Source organism: Acinetobacter sp. YH12102 (genome assembly GCF_013419125.1).
GTDB lineage: Bacteria > Pseudomonadota > Gammaproteobacteria > Pseudomonadales > Moraxellaceae > Acinetobacter > Acinetobacter pseudolwoffii.
In genome coordinates, this window is sequence record NZ_VPAS01000010.1 from 15,953 (window position 1) to 36,786 (window position 20,834).

17 protein-coding genes are annotated in these 20,834 nt (G+C 32.9%); 13 read left to right on the plus strand and 4 right to left on the minus strand.

Translation table 11 applies throughout. The features are described from left to right. The first annotated feature begins 7 nt into the window (after positions 1-7). From FTU42_RS10335 to FTU42_RS10375, 9 genes are all read left to right on the plus strand, one after another. Entirely contained in the window at positions 8-1,099 is a 1,092-nt protein-coding gene (locus tag FTU42_RS10335; protein WP_180083341.1) for an acyltransferase, read from the plus strand. A 96-nt stretch (positions 1,100-1,195) separates the two neighbouring features. Then, positions 1,196-2,311 carry a DegT/DnrJ/EryC1/StrS aminotransferase family protein gene (locus tag FTU42_RS10340; protein ID WP_005173664.1) on the plus strand — a complete coding sequence of 372 codons (1,116 nt, stop codon included), beginning with the start codon at positions 1,196-1,198 and terminating at the stop codon, positions 2,309-2,311. Beyond that, a complete protein-coding gene (locus tag FTU42_RS10345; RefSeq protein WP_180083342.1) occupies positions 2,312-3,571 on the plus strand; it encodes an O-antigen translocase in 1,260 nt (419 codons plus the stop codon). Continuing rightward, the gene (locus FTU42_RS10350; RefSeq protein WP_180078354.1) at positions 3,568-4,455 is read left to right on the plus strand and encodes a glycosyltransferase; all 888 of its coding nucleotides are present in this window, start codon (positions 3,568-3,570) and stop codon (positions 4,453-4,455) included. Before FTU42_RS10345 ends, FTU42_RS10350 begins: the two co-directional genes overlap by 4 nt. Before the next feature lie 150 nt (positions 4,456-4,605). Next, positions 4,606-5,748, plus strand: coding sequence for an O-antigen ligase (locus FTU42_RS10355; protein ID WP_100329664.1), 1,143 nt, complete (start codon positions 4,606-4,608; stop codon positions 5,746-5,748). Positions 5,749-5,750: 2 nt separating this feature from the next. Continuing rightward, entirely contained in the window at positions 5,751-6,617 is an 867-nt protein-coding gene (locus FTU42_RS10360) for a glycosyltransferase family 2 protein (protein ID WP_180083343.1), read from the plus strand. Beyond that, the gene (locus FTU42_RS10365; protein WP_180083344.1) at positions 6,617-7,768 is read left to right on the plus strand and encodes a glycosyltransferase family 4 protein; all 1,152 of its coding nucleotides are present in this window, start codon (positions 6,617-6,619) and stop codon (positions 7,766-7,768) included. Before FTU42_RS10360 ends, FTU42_RS10365 begins: the two co-directional genes overlap by 1 nt. Before the next feature lie 81 nt (positions 7,769-7,849). Beyond that, entirely contained in the window at positions 7,850-8,803 is a 954-nt protein-coding gene (locus FTU42_RS10370) for a GNAT family N-acetyltransferase (RefSeq protein ID WP_180083345.1), read from the plus strand. A gap of 917 nt (positions 8,804-9,720) precedes the next feature. Then, a complete protein-coding gene (locus FTU42_RS10375; protein ID WP_180083387.1) occupies positions 9,721-10,371 on the plus strand; it encodes a sugar transferase in 651 nt (216 codons plus the stop codon). Between the two features lie 535 nt (positions 10,372-10,906). On the opposite strand, the gene FTU42_RS10380 is transcribed toward FTU42_RS10375, so the two are convergent. From FTU42_RS10380 to FTU42_RS10395, 4 genes are all read right to left on the minus strand, one after another. Continuing rightward, a complete protein-coding gene (locus FTU42_RS10380) occupies positions 10,907-12,361 on the minus strand; it encodes a capsule assembly Wzi family protein (protein ID WP_180083346.1) in 1,455 nt (484 codons plus the stop codon). Positions 12,362-12,506: 145 nt separating this feature from the next. Further along, complete coding sequence (locus tag FTU42_RS10385) at positions 12,507-14,690, minus strand: polysaccharide biosynthesis tyrosine autokinase (protein WP_180083347.1); 2,184 nt, start codon at positions 14,688-14,690, stop codon at positions 12,507-12,509. Between the two features lie 35 nt (positions 14,691-14,725). Beyond that, complete coding sequence (locus FTU42_RS10390; protein WP_005094751.1) at positions 14,726-15,154, minus strand: low molecular weight protein-tyrosine-phosphatase; 429 nt, start codon at positions 15,152-15,154, stop codon at positions 14,726-14,728. Continuing rightward, positions 15,154-16,254 (minus strand): polysaccharide biosynthesis/export family protein, encoded by a 1,101-nt coding sequence (locus FTU42_RS10395; protein WP_180083348.1) that lies wholly within the window; start codon positions 16,252-16,254, stop codon positions 15,154-15,156. Before FTU42_RS10395 ends, FTU42_RS10390 begins: the two co-directional genes overlap by 1 nt. A 299-nt stretch (positions 16,255-16,553) precedes the next feature. Between FTU42_RS10395 and FTU42_RS14905 the strand changes: the two genes are divergently transcribed. Genes FTU42_RS14905 through FTU42_RS10415 form a run of 4 tightly spaced genes read left to right on the plus strand, consistent with a single transcriptional unit; the run spans position 16,554 to position 20,801 of the window. Next, a complete protein-coding gene (locus tag FTU42_RS14905; protein WP_257225569.1) occupies positions 16,554-16,853 on the plus strand; it encodes a hypothetical protein in 300 nt (99 codons plus the stop codon). Positions 16,854-16,882: 29 nt separating this feature from the next. Beyond that, positions 16,883-18,400 carry an oligosaccharide flippase family protein gene (locus FTU42_RS10405; RefSeq protein WP_180083349.1) on the plus strand — a complete coding sequence of 506 codons (1,518 nt, stop codon included), beginning with the start codon at positions 16,883-16,885 and terminating at the stop codon, positions 18,398-18,400. Next, a complete protein-coding gene (locus FTU42_RS10410) occupies positions 18,397-19,731 on the plus strand; it encodes a Coenzyme F420 hydrogenase/dehydrogenase, beta subunit C-terminal domain (RefSeq protein ID WP_180083350.1) in 1,335 nt (444 codons plus the stop codon). The genes FTU42_RS10405 and FTU42_RS10410 overlap by 4 nt, the downstream gene beginning before the upstream one ends. After that, the gene (locus FTU42_RS10415; protein ID WP_180083351.1) at positions 19,728-20,801 is read left to right on the plus strand and encodes a polysaccharide pyruvyl transferase family protein; all 1,074 of its coding nucleotides are present in this window, start codon (positions 19,728-19,730) and stop codon (positions 20,799-20,801) included. The genes FTU42_RS10410 and FTU42_RS10415 overlap by 4 nt, the downstream gene beginning before the upstream one ends. The last annotated feature ends 33 nt before the right edge of the window (positions 20,802-20,834 follow it).

Sequence of the window (20,834 nt, forward strand, 5' to 3'; positions counted from 1 at the left end):
GTATGAGATGATTAAGCCGCTTACATCATTGCGTATGTTTTTTGCACTATTTGTTTTTCTTAGTCATTTGGCCTTTTTAAAAAATGACACGCATTATGCAAATATTTTTAACAGTATTTTTGACGAAGGATTTTTAGGCGTCAGTTTTTTCTTTATATTAAGCGGATTTATTTTATCCTATAACTATAAAGAAAAATTTTTTAGAGGAAATTTTTCAAAAAAAGAGTTTTATATTTCTCGTTTAGCAAGAGTATATCCAGTACATCTAGCAACTACGGCAATTGTACTTCTGTTGACCTTTAGCCAGTCTGGACAAGGATGGGAATACTTAATTCAACACATTTTTCTAATACAAAGCTTTTTTTTAGAAGAAAATATTCATTTTTCATTAAACTCTCCATCCTGGAGCATTTCCGATGAATTGTTCTTCTATTTACTTTTTCCATTTGTATTTTTAATTTCTGAAAAAATAAGAAGCTATATATTTATTTTTTATCTTATAGCTATTTTGGTTTTGAATATGCAGCTTGATAAAAACCAGAATCACTATTGGCTGTACATTTCACCATGGGTACGTTTTTCAGATTTTTTACTTGGTATTATCCTGTTTGATCTTTATGAGAAAATAAAAGTTAATTATTCTAAAATGAAGATACCTACTTTTGTATTTGAATCAGGAGCGATTTTACTTTTTGTCTTATTCTTTGTATTTCATAGCAAGATAAATATCAGTTATAGATACTCAATTTATTATTGGTTACCTATGGCTACCATTATTCTTGTTTTTTCATTGTCTCATGTTGTTAATGAAAAAAGTATTATTACCAAGTTTCTATCAAATAAATATATGGTTTTGGCGGGAGAAATCAGTTTTTGTTTTTATTTGCTTCATGTTTTGGAAATACAAGTTTTAAATTATATAAAAAAGATGTTTTTATTTGATATAGATTTAATGTTGTTTTCATTGATTATATTTATTGTGACTTTAATAGCCAGCTTTATAATGTATAAATATATTGAAAAGCCTCTAAATAAAAAGATGAAGAAATTTTTATTAGAGCCAAGTTTTAAATCTAAGAATTATGAACTGAATAAATAATATTGGGGTTTTCACTTTAATTCATATCAAGAGATTAGTTTTGATAAATGTGAAATTAAAAAATGAATAACAAATTTTTATACGAGATTGATAAGAATGATACCTTTTCTTGAGCTAAAAGCGATAAATGCTCAATACCGTGACAAACTTATAGCAGCTTGTACACAGGTCATTGATTCTGGTTGGTATATCTGTGGCAAAGAGTTAGAGGATTTTGAACGAAATTTTGCGAATTATTGTGGTACAGAGTATGCCATAGGGGTTGCCAATGGATTGGATGCTCTAATTCTGACCCTGCGTGCATGGAAAGAACTGGGTAAACTGAATGAAGGCGATGAAGTGATCGTACCTTCAAATACCTATATTGCAAGTATTTTGGCAATTTCACAGAATCATCTGAAACCGGTATTGGTCGAACCGGATATCCATACGTTCAATATTGATGTTAAAAAAATTGAAGCCGCGATTACCATCAAAACAAAGGCAATTTTGCCTGTTCATTTATATGGACAGCTTGCTGCCATGCCAGAAATTATGGCGATTGCCAAGAAACATAATTTACTGGTTTTAGAGGATTCGGCACAAGCCCATGGCGCTGAAATCGAGGGTAAAAAAGCAGGGAATTGGGGAGATGCTTCAGGCTTCAGTTTTTATCCAGGAAAAAACCTGGGTGCGCTGGGTGATGCCGGGGCAATTACCACCAATGATGCTGAATTGGCCCATATGCTTAAGGCTATACGTAATTATGGCTCACATGAAAAATATAAAAATCTGGTCATGGGAGTAAATAGTCGCCTTGATGAAATTCAGGCGGCTATCCTGAATGTAAAACTGCCATTTTTAGATCAGGAAAACCAGCATCGTCGTCAGATTGCAGATCTCTATTTAAAAGAAATTCAGAATCCAGCCATTGTGCTTCCACTTAAAAATATAAATACCGCAACTGATATGCAGCATGTTTGGCATTTATTTGTGATCCAGACCAGATATCGGGAGGAATTACAAAAATATTTGGCAGAGCATGGGGTACAGACATTGATTCATTATCCGATTCCGCCCCATAAGCAGCAAGCTTATAAAGCATGGAATAACTTAAACTTACCAATTTCAGAACAAATTCATGCGCAGGTCTTGAGCTTGCCGATAGGGCCTACTTTATCCATGGATGAAGCAAAGCAAGTTGTTCAGTTATGTAATGGTTTTCAAATATAGATGAATTTACTTAAGACCAGTGTACTGAATGGGGTGGCGGTCCTGATTAAGACCATAACCCTGTTTGTACTGAATAAAATTCTGGCTGTATATCTGGGGCCGACTGGATATGCAGCTTTAGGTCAATTCCAAAATTTTATTCAAATGGTGACTACTTTTGCGGGTAGTGCAATTAATACCGCAGTCATTAAATATACTGCTGAATATCATGAAGATGAAAGCAAACAACGTGCAATCTGGAAAACAGCAGGCAGTATTGTTTTTGTATTTAGTCTGATGTTCGCATTTTTAATTTTAATTTTCCAAAGGCAGCTATCACTTTATATATTTCATACACTTGAATATCAAACAGTTTTTGTATGGTTTGCAGTATTTTTATTATTCTTTAATTTTAATACCCTGTTTTTAGCGATACTTAATGGCAAAAAAGAAATATTAAAGCTGGTACTTGCCAATATTGCGGGTAGTTTATTTGCGCTTATTGTTACGAGTATTTTAGCAATAAAATTACATTTATATGGTGCCTTAATTGCATTATCCATTTATCAATCTATTGCGTTTATAGTGACGTTATTTCTGTGTTATCGAGCGGATTGGTTTAAGTTTTCCTCTCTGTTTGGAAAAATAGACTTAGAAATTACTAAAAAACTTAGTTCTTTTATCTGGATGGCATTGGTCAGTGCGATCTGTGTGCCTTTATCGCAAATCTTAATTCGAGCCTATTTAAGTCAGGAATTTGGCCTGGCGTATGCCGGTTACTGGGAAGCCATGATCCGTCTAAGCACCGTATACCTGATGCTGGTCACAACAACATTGGGAGTCTATTACTTACCGCGCTTGTCAGAACTCAAGATGATTGATGAAATTAAGAAAGAAGTTTATTTAGGCTATAAATTTCTTTTTCCACTGGCTGTGGCAGGCGGAGTAGTCATTTTTGTGCTGCGTGACTTGATTATCAAGGTCTTATTCAGTCCATCTTTCGCACCCATGCAAAGCCTGTTCTTTTGGCAAATGATGGGGGATGCACTAAAAATAGGAAGCTGGATACTGGCTTATTTGATGCTCAGTAAAGCAATGACCAAACTGTACATCTCTACAGAGATTATATTTACCTTATCTCTTATTGCTTTGACCTATGTATGTACCCAGCTTTTTGGATTTGAAGGTGTTTCAATAGCCCACCTCATAAACTATGGAATGTATTGGGTCGTCATCAGTTTTTTTATATTTAAATCATTAAAACAAAGAGAGATAATATGATAAATGGCCAAGCTTTAGTTTCTGTCATTATACCAAGTTATAATCATGAAAAATTTGTATGCGATAGTATTCAGAGTGTCATTAACCAGTCTTATCAGAATATTGAGTTAATTGTCATTGATGATGGATCTACAGATTCTTCAGTAGAAAAAATACAAGAACTGATTCCACGATGTGAAAAACGATTTACCCGGTTTGAATTTAGGCATCGACCGAATAAGGGCTTGAGTGCAACCTTGAATGAAGCCTTAGAATGGGCGCAAGGAGAATATTTTTCTTCTCTCGCTTCTGATGATATAATCTTGGAAGATAAAATAAAAATACAATCCGAGTTTTTAAAGCATAACAAAAATTGTATTGCAGTGTTTGGAGGAATATCAGTTATTGATCATGATTCTAATCAGGTAAAAAATAGAATTAAAAAAAGAAAAAACTATAGTTTTGAACAAATTTTATTGTTAGAGCATGAGTTACCCGCCATGACACAACTGATTAGATCAAATGCTTTAAAAAAAATCGGTGGTTATGATGCTGAGGTGAAAATTGAAGACTGGTATATGTGGTTGCTTTTAGCACAAGAAGGGGAGTTATGTTATCTTCCCGTCCTGTTTGCTAAATACAGGCTACATGATAATAATATGCATAAGCAAACCTCTCTCATGCATGATTCAAGAATGATGATTTTAAATGAGTACCAAAATCATATATTTTTTAATAAAGCAAAAAAAAGAGCGTTATGGATAAATGCGTTTGAATTAGGGTTAATATCCAAAAAGAAATCATTAGAAAAAATGCTGGGAATTTTGAGAGAGTATCCATCTGAAATTTTGACATATGATTTTTTCAGATTTTTTTACTGGTTATTTATTAAAAAAGAGTTTTAATAAAAATTAAGTTTGATAAATATTGTTAATTTGAAAAATATATTAATAGTTTTAAAAAATTTAAATAAAAAACAATAATATTAACAATATGAAATATTAATCAGTTCTTTTGCTTTTTTAAAGCATCAGATAATATAAAAGGAATAGATAATGATTATTTTAAATGAGAGTAATTCAAAAAATAACATTATTTTTTTAAGTGATAGTAATATAAGAGATAAAGTTGTTATATATCTTGTATTGTTTTCATTTTTTTTATCTCAGTTTTATTTTTGGTCCAGTGGGATTCCTCAGTTTAGTCACATCTTTATTATGGGGGCTATTTTATTATTATTTAATAAAAGTTCTTCAATAAATATTGAATACTCTAATATAATTTTATTGTTTGTCGCATATGCAATTTGTATAAATTTTGCCTGGTATTTAATCGTCCTAGATTCCAGTTATATGATGTCAACTATTTACTGGGTCTTCAATTTATTATTCTTTTTATTAATGATGAACCTGAATCAGGTTCAGATTAATTTTTTCCATGAAAAACTATTATTTCTTATTCCTTTCTCCTATGTCATTGAAATTATTATCTGGGCAAGTAACTTAGGTCGTTATGATTTTGACCCACGATACAATGGTCTTTTTAATGATCCTAATCAAATGGCATTTTGGGTGCTCAGTACCTGTGCAATTTATTTATATATTTCTGGAAGCAACTCTAAAAAAATAATCGTTTATTCTTTGGCCTTGTTTTTGATTTTATTGACCATGTCAAGATCTGCTTCAATTGGATTTTTAATGTTAACGTTAGGATTTATTTTTAGTCAAAAAGGAGATTTAAATAAAAGAATATTTGTATTCTTTGGGACCTTGGTTTTTTTTGGTGTTTTAAGCTACTTTTTATATAACATGGGGGTTTTTGATAATGTTGTATTACGATTTATAGAAGGATTAAATCAAAGAGATAGCCAAGTAGAAGGACGCGGTCTTTTTAGTTTCTTTGATTATCCTCAATATTTGATTTTTGGGGCTGGGCAAGGAGCTTACTGGTTATATAACCCCACAGGCAATGAAATTCACTCAACCTGGTTAGGGATCTTATTTTATTATGGAATTGTAGGTATATTCTTATTTTTAATATTTTTATATCAAATATTCAGGAAACTTTCACTTTCAAACAAAATGATATTATTAGGGCCAATGTTATATGGGTTTACCACTTATAGTGCAAGAACGCTTATTTTCTGGTTTTTGTTGGCGGCTTTTTTACTATTTTCAAATAATAAGAAGGAAGAATAAATATGTATATTTCTATAGGAATTCCATTTTTTAATGCAGAAAAATACTTGGAAGATGCGATTAAGTCAGTACTGGCTCAAACTTTTCAAAATTGGGAATTGATATTGGTAGATGATGGATCAACAGACCGGTCTTTAGAGATAGCCCAATCATTTGTCGATCCTCGGATTCGTATCATTGCTGATGGATGCAATAGAAGATTACCTTATCGCTTAAATCAAATTATTAATGAAGCACAATATGACATTATTGCACGTATGGATGCTGATGATTTAATGGCAGTAGACCGGCTGGAAAAACAGATAAAAGTCTTAAATGAAAATCCAGAGATTGATTTAGTGGTAACCAGCTTGTATTCGATTGGAAATAAAAATGAAATTTTAGGGAAAAGAATTTATTCTAATCATCAAATGCAACCCAAAGAAATTTTGCAAGGCCTGACCAATTTATTACATCCTTCACTGCTTGCACGAAAGGCATGGTGTAAAAGAAATCCCTATCAAGTTAATAACTGTCTAGCGGAAGATTATGAATTATGGCTCTCGGCAGCGATAAAAAATGATTTCAATTATGTGGTTATGCAAGAACCCTTATATTTTTATAGAGAAGTAGAAAATGTAAAAAAAGAAAAAATGATTCGTGGTTATAATACTCAAATTGAAGTGATCAAAAAATATTATAATAATGTTATTTCTGATATAGACAAAAATAAGATTGTATTGAAATTTGAAATAAAAAAAATGATTGTAAAAATATTAAGTTTTTTGAATTTAATGCATATTTTACATAAGCGCAGGATGACCACTGTTTCAGACGAGGATAAAATTTCTTATGCTTCACAATTAGAACTTATAGGACGATTAAAATAATGATAAATAAAAAAATTATTATAATTGGAACCACTGCATATAATCTTTATGGTTTTCGTAAAGATTTCATGTTGTCCTGTTTAGCAAAAAATTATCATGTTTATGCTTTCGTATCTGAATATAGCAATGACTGGTTGGATAAAATAAAAAATCTTGGAGTGACTCCTATTACCTATAAACTTAGCCGTGGTGGGTTAAATCCATTGACTGATCTACGTTCAACTTATCAACTCATACAGAAAATAAAAGAAATTCAACCCGATATTGTATTTTCATATTCAACTAAGCCGGTCATTTATGCAACTTTGGCTGCATATAAGAATAAAGTTCCTTATGTCTATGGCATGATTGAAGGCTTAGGTTCGCCTTTTACAATGCATAAACATGGTCAAAGTTTGAAAGCTAAATTTATACGCTTTATACAAGTATCTTTATACAGAATTGTATTTCCTTATTTAGATAAAATTATATTCTTAAATCATGATGATCCTAAGGACTTAGTACAACGCTATAATATTTATCATAAAAAAAATGCCATTGAAGTCTTGGGGCCGATAGGCCTTAATTTAAAAGAGTATGCCTACAAAAAATGGGATAATCAAAAAAGTATATCTTTTATTTTTGTAGCTCGATTAATCGCTGAAAAGGGCATATTTGAGTATTTAGAAGCTGCCAGAATAGTTAAAAAACAATATCCTGAAATACTGTTTAAAATTATAGGTGGCTTAGATACTGAAAACCTGACAAGTTTAAAACAGGCAGAATTAGATCAATTGATAGAAACAGGGATTATAGAATATGCTGGCTTCGTCACAGATGTTGCTCAACGAATATGTAATAGCGCAGTATTTGTATTGCCATCCTATCGTGAAGGTGTGCCTCGCAGCACACAAGAAGCGATGGCTATAGGACGCCCAGTGATTACCACTGATGTTCCAGGCTGTAATGAGACTGTAGTAGATGGGGTGACTGGTTTTCTTATTCCAAAATGGGATATAGCTGCATTAGTGGAAAAAATGATTTATTTTATAGAGCATCCTGAACAAGTAAATAAGATGGGATATCAAGGATTTTTATATGCTAAAAAAAATTTTAATGCAGATTTGATCAATTATAGATTATCCAAAATGCTAGGAATTGATAAGTCTTAAGGTTTTTTTAATAATTATTTTTAAAAAATATTATTTAGATTTTATACCTTATGAAAATTTATAATGATAAAGGAGATTACGGTGAAAGAAGCTGTAAGTTTTCAAATAAAAAAATATGAAGATGCTGATAAAGAAGTATGGAATGAGTTTTTATTAAACTGTAAAAATTATCATTTCATGTTTAATCGGAATTTTATGGACTACCATTCTGATCGATTTGAAGACTTTTCTTTAATGTTTAAAAATGATAAAGATAAAATCGTGGCTTTATTGCCTGGAAATATTAAAGATAATATTTTTTATAGTCATCAAGGCTTAACATTTGGTGGTTTTTTGATTGATAGGGATTGTCGTGCTATTGATATGTTAAGTCTTTTTTCTCAGTTAAAAGGTTTTTTAAAAGAAAATTATATTAAAAAAATTATATATAAATGTATACCTAATATTTATCATCATTATCCTGCTCAAGAGGATTTATATGCTTTATTTCTAAATGAAGCAAGGCTCTATCGTCGGGATATTAGTACTTCTATTAACTTACAGGAAAAAATTTACTATTCAAAATCTAAAAAATGGGCAATCAATAAAGCAAAAAAATCTGGATTAACTTATGAAGAAGTCGAACAGCCAAGCATAGTCTGGGAAGTTATTCGTGAAGTCTTAGGTCAACATCATCATCAAAAGCCAGTTCATAATGAAACGGAAATAGATTTATTAAAAAGTAGATTCCCTAATAACATAAGGGCTTATAAATGTTGTTTTGAAAGTCAGATTGTTGCAGCAGCAGTGACTTTTGAAACTGAGAAAGTAGTCCATTTACAGTATTTAGCCAGTAATGATAAGGGAAGGGAAGAAAGAGCCTTAGATATTCTAATCGATTTTTTAATCAATAAAAATATGCAGTCTACTAAGATATTTGATTTCGGTATCTCAAATGAAAAAGAAGGAAAGTTTTTAAATACAGGACTGATTAATCAAAAAGAAAGTTTTGGTGCTCGTGCGATTGTGCATGATTTTTATAGTATAGATGTATAGTGACCTAACTCATATAGAAATACCTCCACCTTGAAGCATAAATCAATACTTTATAAGAGGTGAATTTTCTGCCTCTTTTTTTTTAGTGTTTCATACTGATAATAAACGCCATCAACATTCTAAAAATAAAGTAGTTTACTTTTAAAGCTGTCCAATTTTTTTGGATTTATCTCGTAGAAATATCAATAAGATTTTTATATAAATCTTAGATGTCATATTGAATAAGATTCCTTCTTTTTACTTATCTGGCTTAGACTTGCTTAAAATTAATTAATAAGGTGAATTAATTCACCTTATTTAAAACTATTTTACATTTTGTCACATATTTTTTAGTGTGAGGTGTGTTGTATTTAAAAAATAGATTTTTTTTCAATAAATAGTAACTTTCACAATTATTTATTAAATATATTAAAAGCTCATGAAAAGATATAATTTCTAAAGTGGTTTATTTAATTGAAATTTTCTTAAAGTCTTAATTTCTCAATTAAGTGAAATATCATAGAACCTAGTTGTATGATTTTTTTAATAAAGAAAGATTAATCTATAATAAATTGTTAGTTGATATTTTTTTGATAAACATATTTCTACTTTTAAAAAAATATAATTGTTATGATTGATAAATAGACATATTGAGGTGTTTATTAATGGATCTAAAAAAAGAAAAAAATAAGATCAAAAACGTTGAAGGAAGCAATATTGTAAGGCATAAGCCTTTATTTATTGAAAAAGATAATAGTTTATCAAATAAATATTCTAAAAATATACAGGGGCATAAGAATGGAATAATACAATTTTCCTCAAAGAAGAATGGAGTTAATGAAACAGATAAGAAAAGCTCTTGGCATTATATGGATAAAAAGAATTTTAGTTTAAAAAAATCTTTATTTCCTCATGTTCATTTTTATTCTTTTTCTAATATTTTTACTAAAGAAAAATTATCTAAAAGAATAGTGGATATAGTTATTGCACTAATAGCTTTATTAGTATTATTTCCAGTTTTTATCGTTATGGCTTATAAAGTGCGGAAAAATTTAGGCTCTCCCATTTTCTTTTACCAAGAACGCCCAGGTAAAAATGGTAAATTATTTAAAATGATTAAGTTCCGATCTATGAGAAATGCAGTAGATAAAGATGGCAATCTTTTGCCTGATAAATTTCGTATCACATCATTTGGGCAGAAAATACGTTCAACCAGCTTAGACGAAATGCCTCAACTGATTAATGTTTTAAAAGGGGATATGAGTATTGTTGGGCCTCGCCCTCAAATGAAAGAGTTTCTAGAACATTATACAGATGAACAAATGCGACGCCATGAGGTAAAACCGGGTATGACAGGGCTTGCTCAGGTGAGTGGACGCAACAATTTATCTTGGGAAGAAAAATTTGAATTAGATGTGCAATATGTTGAACAGTATAATATTTGGTTTGATTTTAAAATTATGTTCAAAACTGCTAAGGTAATGCTAAGCCAAGAGGGAATTAATGCTCCTGATCAGGAAGTCGGTGCTGCGCGGTTTTCAAAAAAAAGTATTCATGACACTAGCTTATTTACAAAAGAGGTGAAATAACACCAAGCATGGATAAATAAGACTTTCACGAAAGCTAAATGCGGAGTACTGCAAGATTATATCTAAACTATTAATTTTGAGCATAAGCGAGTATTAGCATAATGTACCTATGGCTACCAGCTACAGGTATCGAATGAAATACTATTGAAAAACTGAATGTTAGATTGACAGTTCTACAAAAAATACTAAGTGTATGACAAGTGGTTTGAGACTAAGGTGACATTCAGGTTAGAAAATTGATGCTGACGCAAGTGATTAATAAAAGGTATAGCCAGTCCTGAGCTACTGAGCCATATATGAGTTGATAAGTATGGTGATTATTGATCCCTCTCTCATCAGTAGCTGATTTATCAGCGGGCTGGGGTCGATTACTTTTTTAAAGACTGGTTCAGTCGGTGTAGGGTAGCTCGATGCATTACCGGATACTTAATAAAAAAACCAGCAAGTGCTGGTTTTTTTATTTTCAGTTTCATCAGTATTTTGGAAGGTATGGAAAAGTTGTCGCTATCACCCGAACTTGAGTGTTGAATAGGTCTTAATAGGAAAATAAGCCCTTTTCTAAGGGGAATTCGATACCAATTGATACACCGCCATCGTTACCGTGTACATCAGAGTCACCCACCCACCCATTCAGTTTAAGTGGAATATCTGGGCGTAGATAATGTGTCCAGGTTAGATCTAGCGCTTTTAATTCATCCTGCGCTGGAAAAGCTAAATTAGTAATGCCTCTATCACGTCGATTAGCTGCTTGATCAAATTTCGCAAATAGGATGCGTGTATTAACACGATTGAGATGATCCAAACGAATATCGCCACCTACAGACAGCATTTGACCATCACCACCTATGGCATGCGCCAAGGGATAACCATGCTGGTAAAAACCATCGGTGTAGTTGGTGTGATTATAGGAAATGCCTTGTGCTTTACCATTGGTACGGGTATCTGCCCATTCGGTATACAGTTGGAAAGGCATATTGTTATAACTTGATGAATAATCGATTCCAGCCAAATACATTTTTTTGGCCGGCAAGCCGCCTGCTTCATCTTCACCGACATATTGCGCATAGATACCCATCGGGACTTGCACGAGGGGATGTAGATTTAAGCGTGCATCAAAACCGGCAATTTGATTTGATGGATCAGGTTCACCTGTACCACCATTGTCTTTATTGCCAACAAAAGCATCCCAAAGTGAGCTCAGGCTTTCAGGTCGACCTTCACCACCCCATTGCATAGCACGCGATGCACCCAGTTCTAAATAAGGCAAGGGTTGTGCAGTGACACGTAAGCCAATCAGTTTGGCATCAGGCACAGCATCATAATCCTGCAACTGCCCTGCAAAAGCTTGATATTGCCAAGGCCCAATCCAGGACAACCATTTGTTTGCAAAAGCATTCTGTTCGGCGCGTTGCATCGTCACGCCATAGACAGGGCGGCTGGCATCACCACGAATTAAACTACCATCATGTGCAGGACCCCAGTAGGTCGGGATCTGTCCAGCAATCAACCATTGATTCCATAATTTTCCAGCGATATATGAACCTTCAATATTCAGATCTTGATCATTCTCAATCTGTAGGTCTTTTTCTGCATTCATACGAATTCTGGCATCCCAGTTCTCGTTACCCGCATTTAGCTCGATACCTGCCTGATATTGCGTTTTTTGCTGATCGCCAAAGGCTTGAGGAATATTCTTTTGATCAGTTTCTGCAAATAAGGATGCTTTGAGCGACTGGTTATTGGCATTCAAATGTGCCCATACAGTATCAATGACTTTTTGCTGAGTATTATTGCTGATTTTAGCTTGAGCAAGAGCACGTTGAATTTCATCACCACTGATGGGCCAAGTGGAAGTACTGATTTGAATCACACCCTGCTGATTGAGCCAGTTTAAATCGGTACGTAAGTTTTGGTCATTTAAAACGATGCCTTGTGCAAAGGCGAGGGAAGAACTTAATGCCAAGGTAGCGAGCAGTGTTTTGGATAACATTCTTGTATATTCTCAGGAGTTTTAAACTATAACCACGATAGGTTTTTTAGTTGATTTTTTCAACAACAATCATTTGCAATAAATGTAAGGAAGGATAATTTCACACCCTGCTCAGACAGAGTGTGAAAGTCGAGTTTAGAATAGATTAGTCATTATCTTTATGTGCAGTATAGGCATAGGCATAATTATAACCATAGCTACCCGCTGCACCTTTTTGTACATCATTGAGAATCACACCATTAACTTTTACATTGGCCTGTTCAAAACGATTCACCGTAATTTCAAGTTCTTTAATTTGCGTTTTTCCATGACGGGCAATCAATAAATTGACCCCTGCATATTGCGCAATAATAATACCATCAGTCACAGCAAGTACTGGCGGAGTATCAATTAAAATATGATCAAAATGAGCAGATGCCTGATCCAGGAAAGCCTTGAATTTATCGGTACTTAACAGTTCAGACGGATTGACTGGACTCTTGCCGCGAGTAACAAAGAACAGGTTTTCTACAGTAGAATTTTGGACAATATCTTCATAGCTATTTTGAAGATTTAACAGTTCTGCTAAGCCAGGGCTTAGCTCTGCATTGAAATATTTATGCAAATAACCACGACGCATATCACCATCAATGACGAGTACCCGTTTTCCACCTTGCGCCAAAATGGTTGCAAGGTTAACAGTAATAAAAGATTTCCCAATCTCAGGGGCAGGGCCTGACAATGCAATCACATTATTGCTGGCATTCATTAAGGCAAAGTGAATTGCGGTGCGCATACTACGCAGGCTTTCAATTGCAATATCACCGCTGTCTTTCACTGCAAGAATAGGAATATTTTTTCTCTTATTTAGCAGATTATTACGACTCGCTTGAGTTAAAGAACGTGGCACGGTGGCATATACTGGTAGATCCAGCTCATTTTCAATCTGAGCAGCATCCTTAATGCCTGAACGCATCATATTACGTAACAGTGCTAATAATGTACCGAGGAATCCTCCCAGAAAAATCGACAAAATCAGGATTTGTAATTTCTTCGGTTTAATCGGTTGAATGGGTTCAACTGCAGTATCGACAATACGTACATTGCCAATTTCACCGGCTTTGGCAATACGAAGTTGCTGGTATGAATTCAATAGACCTGTATATAGCTGTTGTTTGACTTCAACTTCACGGAACAATTGTAAGTACTGGCGCTGTAGTTCAGGTAAACGTTTTAATGTTCCATCTAGCTCTGCAATTTTTTTATTGATTGCAGCGAGTTGTGCATTCATTTGCTGCATCATCGGATGTTCATCCATATATTTGGATGAAGCTTCTGCAACCTGCTGCTCTAGCTGGATTTTTTGTGTCTCTAAAGTAATGCTTTGGGTTAAATATAATTCCGATTCTTTGGTAACATCCACTGTATTTGCTTGTTGGCGGAAGCGGTTGAATTCACGCTCTGCAACATCAAGTTGTTGTTTTAATTCCGGTAATTGATTTTCTAGGAATTTAAGTGTCTGCGCAGTTTCTGCAGATCGACGTTCAATATTCTGTTGGCTATAAGCAGCTAGAATGGCATTCAGTACTTGCGTAATATGCTTTTTATCTTCACCTTGATAATTGAGACCTAATACGCCAGTCAATTTTCCTTTTTCAGCGATGGAATAGCTGGCGGTTAAAGTCTGCATAGCAGCAGGCAAGCTTTGCTTTCGGATATTATAAGCGGCATCGAAACGGTCTTGACTAAAAACACCTACTTTCCAAAGGCCGTATTCAGATGAGGATTGACTGATCTGGTTTAGAGGCGCAGAAAAAACCACCTGTTCAGTTGTCTCATCAGTCAGGCTATATTTGCCTTCTTTAAAACTTAAAATTAAGTTTTTATCCTGAAAATATTGTGGAATATCAAACTGGCGAACATCAAAACTATTCTGATTATCTTTAAATAATACTGATTTTTTTGAGTATTCAGTGCTGTACTTATGCTTGGCCATTAACCGGTTCCAGAAACTGTCTTCTGTACCAGATATGCGAATATTTAAATTTAAATGATTGATGACTTCGCCGAGCACCAAACGCGATTTTAAAATCTCAATTTCGGCTTGCGCTGGAGATTTTTGGTCGATCATGCCGGATAAATCACCCAATAGTGCAGCTGAAGTACCTTTACTATCTTCAACTTGTACCAATGCATCGACTGTATATGTATCTGGTGTGGTTCTTAAGTAGAGTAAGGCACAGATCAAACTTAAAGTAACGCACAGGGCAATCAGTTTCCATTGTGCAATCAAGGAAAAAAACAATTCCTTTAAGTCAATGGTGTCTTCGGTGTTGGCGGTTTGGCTCATAATTTAAATATCAAAAAGTGAAAAAATTAAAAAAATTAAATATATTTTTTCCAGTCAGCAATACAGTCTTGAATTAATTGACAGGTGTCATCAAAAAATGTTTGATCATGCTGATAAGGATCGGCAATATTTTTACTTTGCCAATGCCCCAGTCTAAAGGTTTTACCTTTAGCAAATGGCCAGGTCTGTTCTATATGTTTTTGCTGATTCTGACTCATCACAAGAACTAGGTCAGCTTTTTTAATCAGCTCAGCATTGAGTTTTTTTGCAATATGCGCACTCATATCAATCTCAAAGCGTTGCATGCATAGACTGGCTTTTTCATCGGCTGCATGTCCAACCACACCCGCAATACCCGCAGACTCAATCTGTAAATGCGGATATTGCTGTTTTAAAAAGTATTCTGCCATGGGGCTACGACAAATATTGCCAATACAAACCACTAAAATATGATTGATTTTCATTAATTCCCCAAACGGTCTAAATTATACAAAGCATTTGAGAATGGGATAATCTGGTTGACGACACGCTGCCAGCGCGCCAAGCCAGAGGCATCAACATACACAATATCATTGCTGCGCATCTTAAACTGATTGGCCAGACCAAAATCAGCAATACTGGTCAAGTCCATCTGGTAGACTTCAGTGTGAGTAGTCGTGGGCTGACTACGCACCACATAAACCTTACTGCGACTGGCAGAAAGTGGATTTAAGCCCAGACTTTCTCCTAATACATCACTCAGACTCATGCCTTGATCACGTATGGGCAATGACTGATTTTTACCGGATTCACCCATCACATAAATTTTCTGATTTTCACGATTATTGACATATAAGGTGTCATTGGGCTGAATCAGCAGATTATGGAGTGAGAGGCCTGCTTTTTCTAGCTCTACAGTATTCAGACTATATGAGCGTCCTTGGCGTACTAAGGTAATAGAAGAATTATCTCCTTGCTGTGCATTTACACCGCCTGCCATCCCTAAAGCAGTATAAACACTAACAGGTTGATCGCTTAAATAGAATTGACCGCCTTTCAGAACATTACCTTGAACCGAATAACGTTGACCTTGATAAGATAATACTCGTGCGATTACATCCGGATTTTTTAGGTAACGTGATAGCTGATGACGTAATTCACGATTGACTTGGGTCAGTGATTTTCCTGCGGCTTTATAACGGCCAATAATTGGAAACTGAATATAGCCTTCGGAATCGATTTGGAAACCATTCGCTTGAGCAGACTGATCACTACTAATATTAGTTGGAGATGTGAGTTCAGGATAAGCCCATAAGTAAATCGATAAAATATCACCTGAACTCAGATTGTAGTTACGATGCTGTGTGTTAAACAGATGTGCATATTCTTGTTGAATATTCTGTACGGCAGGCTGAACAGCCATAATAGAATCTTGAGTAAGTTTTATGACATTCACTTCTGTGCCGAGGTCGGTTTGAAAAACGCCTTCGCTAGGTAAGTCATATGTTTGTAAACCAGAGGTGACTGCACACCCTGTAGTAGCAATGCCACATGCCAATAAAGCAGCTAGTTGAAAGTGTCGCACACGTTTTCCCAGAGATTATTTTTAAATTTTAAAATTGACGCTATTCTACCCAAGTTATTGACTATATACATAGCAATTTGTAACTATCTTTCTGGATTGATGATAAAAACTGAATAGAGTTAAAGTGTAAATAATTTAATAATTACAAATAAAATAATTAATTTTTACAAAAAATATACGCCACGCTGTTTTTGAGAGGATTTGAGCACAAATCATAATAGAAATTTCATAGTTTTCTGCTAGTATGCCTGCCGAAAGATTTAATCTTCATAAGTACAGTACATTAATAAGGCGTTGAAATGCTATCTATTGCAGATTTAAAAAAATCGGTGATTGGTTTGGGCTATGTGGGCTTGCCACTTGCAGTTGAATTTGGGAAAAAAGTACCTGTCGTCGGCTTTGATATCTACCAGAAACGAATTGATGAACTTAAAAGTGGTCAACACCATACCTTATATGACGCAATTATTTTAGCAGTTGTGCATGATCAGTTTAAAAAGATGACAGCTACAGAAATACATGCATTGGGTAAGGGTAAGTATGTTTTATTTGATTTAAAGTATGTAGTTGATCAGTCTGAGAGTTCATTACGATCATAATGTAATTATATTTAGGCAGATAATAATCAATGAAAAATAATAGTTTGATTGTCAGAAATTCAGTTTTTTTAGCAATACGAACTATCGTGATAACAATTGTTGGTTTGTACTCTGTGCGTGAACTTTTATCCATATTAGGTGTTGAGGAATATGGTTTATTCAATCTCGTATTCGGGGTTGCTGTACTTTTTTCATTTATTAATGGAGCAATGGTTTCATCTACTCAAAGATATTTAGCATATTATATTGGAAAAAAAGATGAAGGAATGCTGAGTGCTGTTTGGGTGAGTAGCCTTATTTTACATTTAAGTATTGCAATATTAATTGCGGTTTTGCTTTTTTTATTGAAAGATCAGGTGATGAAGAAAATTTTGGTTGTGGACTTAAAATATTTAAAATCAGCTTATTTTGTTTATTATTGCTCTATTTTTTCAGTCTTTATATCAATTATACAAGCACCATTTAGTTCATTAATACTTGCTCAAGAAAAAATGTCTTTTTTTGCATTTTTGTCTTTGTTTGATGCTGTTGCCAAGCTCATTATAATATATTTATTATATTTATTTGAATATTCTATTTTAGAAAAATATTCTTTAATGTATTTAACTTCAGTTGTGGTAGTTTTTATAATTTATTACTTTTATTGTTTTAAAAAATTTGATAAGGGTTTTAATTTTAATAAGGTTAATCCGAGTTTATTAAGAGAAATAACAATTTATTCTTTCTGGAATATATTTGGTAATTTTTCTTTTATGGCAAAAACGCAGGGTGTGAATATTTTGTTAAATATTTTTGTAGGTGTTATTGCTAATTCTGCCTATGCTATTACGACTAATGTGAGTTCGGCTATTGGTGGTTTAATTAACTCTATTGTGACAGCAATCAACCCACAAATTTATAAAAGTTATGCAGAAGAAGATTATGAGCGTAATATAATACTAATTAATTCTGCTTCTAAGTTTAGCTTTTTTTTAGCTTTTATAGTTATACTACCTGTTTTATTTAATACTAAATTCTTGTTAGAACTTTGGTTAAATCAACTACCACTATTTTTAGTAGATTTCGTACAGTTGGCTCTTGTTATTTTATTGGTAGACTGTCTTTCTGGTTCCTTAATGACAGGGATACAAGCAACGGGAAAAGTTAAAGCTTATCAGGCTGTAGTTAGTATAGCTGTATTTTTAAACTTACCTATCAGTTATTTTTTATTACAGTCTGGATGTGAGCCTATTGTTATTTATTGGGTTGCTTTAGTAATGGCTTTCGTGAGTTTAGGATTGAGATTATATTTCATTAGTAGTTTGACTAGATTTAGTATTTCTTTATACTTAAAGTCAGTTATTTTAAGGTCTTTATTGGTAGTGACTAGTTCTATTTTACTAATATACTTTTTATTGGGCAAATTAGATTTAAATAGCTCTTTTTTATCATTTATATCAGAGTCATTTCTCATAGTTATAAGTGTTTTTCTTAGTGTTATAGTATTTGGGTTGAAATCCTCGGAAAGATTATTTCTTTTTTCTAAAATTAGTGGTTATATAAAATGAATATAGAGTCAATAGTTAAAAACAACTTATGTACAGGTTGTGGGGCTTGTATTTCTGAAGATTTTTATAAGCAGTCTAAAATGATTTGGGATGAAAATGGCTTTTTGGTTCCACAATTAGGGCTAAACTCTACTCAAGAAAAAATGGTAATGGTTTGTCCATTTGCAACACAACAAAAAAATGAAGATGAGCTAGGAGAGCTATTTTTAAAAGATAATTCTATGAATTATAATAGTAAACTTGGGTATTACACTAATTTATATGCAGGATATGCTAAGCAGTTTAGAGAAACCTCTTCTTCTGGCGGTATAGCAACATATGTGTTTAAAAGACTATTAGAAGAAAAAATTGTAGATCACTTATTTATAGTTAAAGAAAAAAATGGTGAATATTCTTATCAATTTTTTTCGAACTTTCAAGAAATTACAAAAATTTCAAAAACCCGTTATGTGCCAGTAACAATGGCAGAGTTATTTGAGAAAATTTCTACTATAGATGGAAAGGTCGCTGTATCGGGAGTGGCTTGCTTTGTGAAGGCAGTGCGCTTAAAGCAATACTACTATCCTGAGCTAAAAGATAAAATACCATTTGTTGTGGGAATAATTTGTGGGGGGTTGAAAAGTAAATATTATACAGATTTTTTAGCGCAATCGGCAGGTTGTTTTTCTGAATACCAAAATGCAGAATACCGAGTAAAAAATAAAGAAAGTTTTGCTTTAGATTATAAGTTTTCTTGTGTAGAGAAAAATACTAATAAAATACATATGGTGGAAATGAAAACATTGGGTGATATGTGGGGTACAGGACTATTTAAATCAAATGCTTGTGATTTTTGTGATGATGTTGTAACAGAATTAGCTGATATATCATTAGGAGATGCATGGATAGATCCTTATGATAAAAGTGGGTTGGGAAATAGTATTGTAATTACTAGAAGTCAAATAGCTGATGACATTATTAAATTTGGCCTTACATCTAATAAATTGGTTTTAGATACTTTGTCAGAAAATATAGTATTGAAATCGCAGCAAGGAAGTTTTAATCACAGGCATAATGGTTTAAAACTCAGAATGGAGGAGGCAAGTAATAGTATTGGATATTCCTTACATAAGAGAAAGCGTTTTTTAATTAATCAGGATTTCTTATTAAATAGTATTCAAATCTTTAGAGGTAAAACAAGAGCTAATAGCTTGAAATACTGGAGAAGTGAAAGAAATATTAAAAGTTTCAATGAGAAAATGAAAAAATGCTTATTTAGTTTAAGATTGCTGACAAGATTTAATGCTTATATCAAAAAATATCTAAGTGGTCTGCGAGTGAAGGTGAAATGAAGAATATTGCTATTTTAACTTTAGGTCTTAAGTATAATTATGGTGGAATACTCCAGACTGCAGCATTATATAATTTTCTACAGAAAGAAGGTTTTAATCCAGTTTTGCTAAGAAAATATCCAATTCAAAAAGGCTGGAAATCTATTATTATTAGAATTCTAGAAAGATTCCCTTTTCAAAATTTAAAAGGTTATAGGTTTTCTTATATTAAATATAAAAACAATACCCGATTTTTTAATTGCTATATGCCAAATCAGACAGAAATTATGACTTATAGGAGTGAAATAGAAAATTTTTTAAATACAAAAAAAGTATATGCGATTATTGTGGGGAGCGATCAAGTATGGCGTTATACGTACATTAATGATACAGAATATGATACTTATTTTCTAAATTTTAAATTAAGTAAAAAAATCAAAAAAGTATCTTATGCAGCTTCTTTTGGAATAAATACTTGGGAAGCTCCTAGCGAAAATCTTAATATAAAAAAATATTTATCAGAATTTAATGCTGTGTCGGTACGAGAGAGTAGTGGGCAGGAAATTTGTAAAAAAGATTTCGACAGACAGGATGCTGAATTGGTTTTAGATCCAACATTACTTATAGATCAGTCTTTTTATTTAGATATGATTAAGAATACATCGCAAGTCAATTATGATTGTATTACGTACATACTTGATGATAATTCTAAGAAGAATGAATTAATAAAGAAAATAAACCTAAAGTATCAACATAATATTACTTCTAATCTATTAACTAAGAGCTCTATGTTATCTATAGAAGATTGGGTAGCATCATTTTATACTACAAATTTTGTAATAACTGATTCATTTCATGGGATGGTTTTCTCTATTATTTTTAATAAACAATTCGTGGTTTTGTTAAATGATAATAGAGGAAAAGATAGATTTATTTCACTTTGTAATATTTTGAATTTACAAGATAGGTTGGTTGATCCAAATTGTGAGATAGATGTAGATTTTAAGCCTATTAATTATTTAGAAGTTAATAAAAAGCTTGAGACTTTAAGATGTAAATCTAAATTATTTTTATTGAATGCGCTTAAATGATAAAATATATTTAAATTTATTTTTGGGAGATTG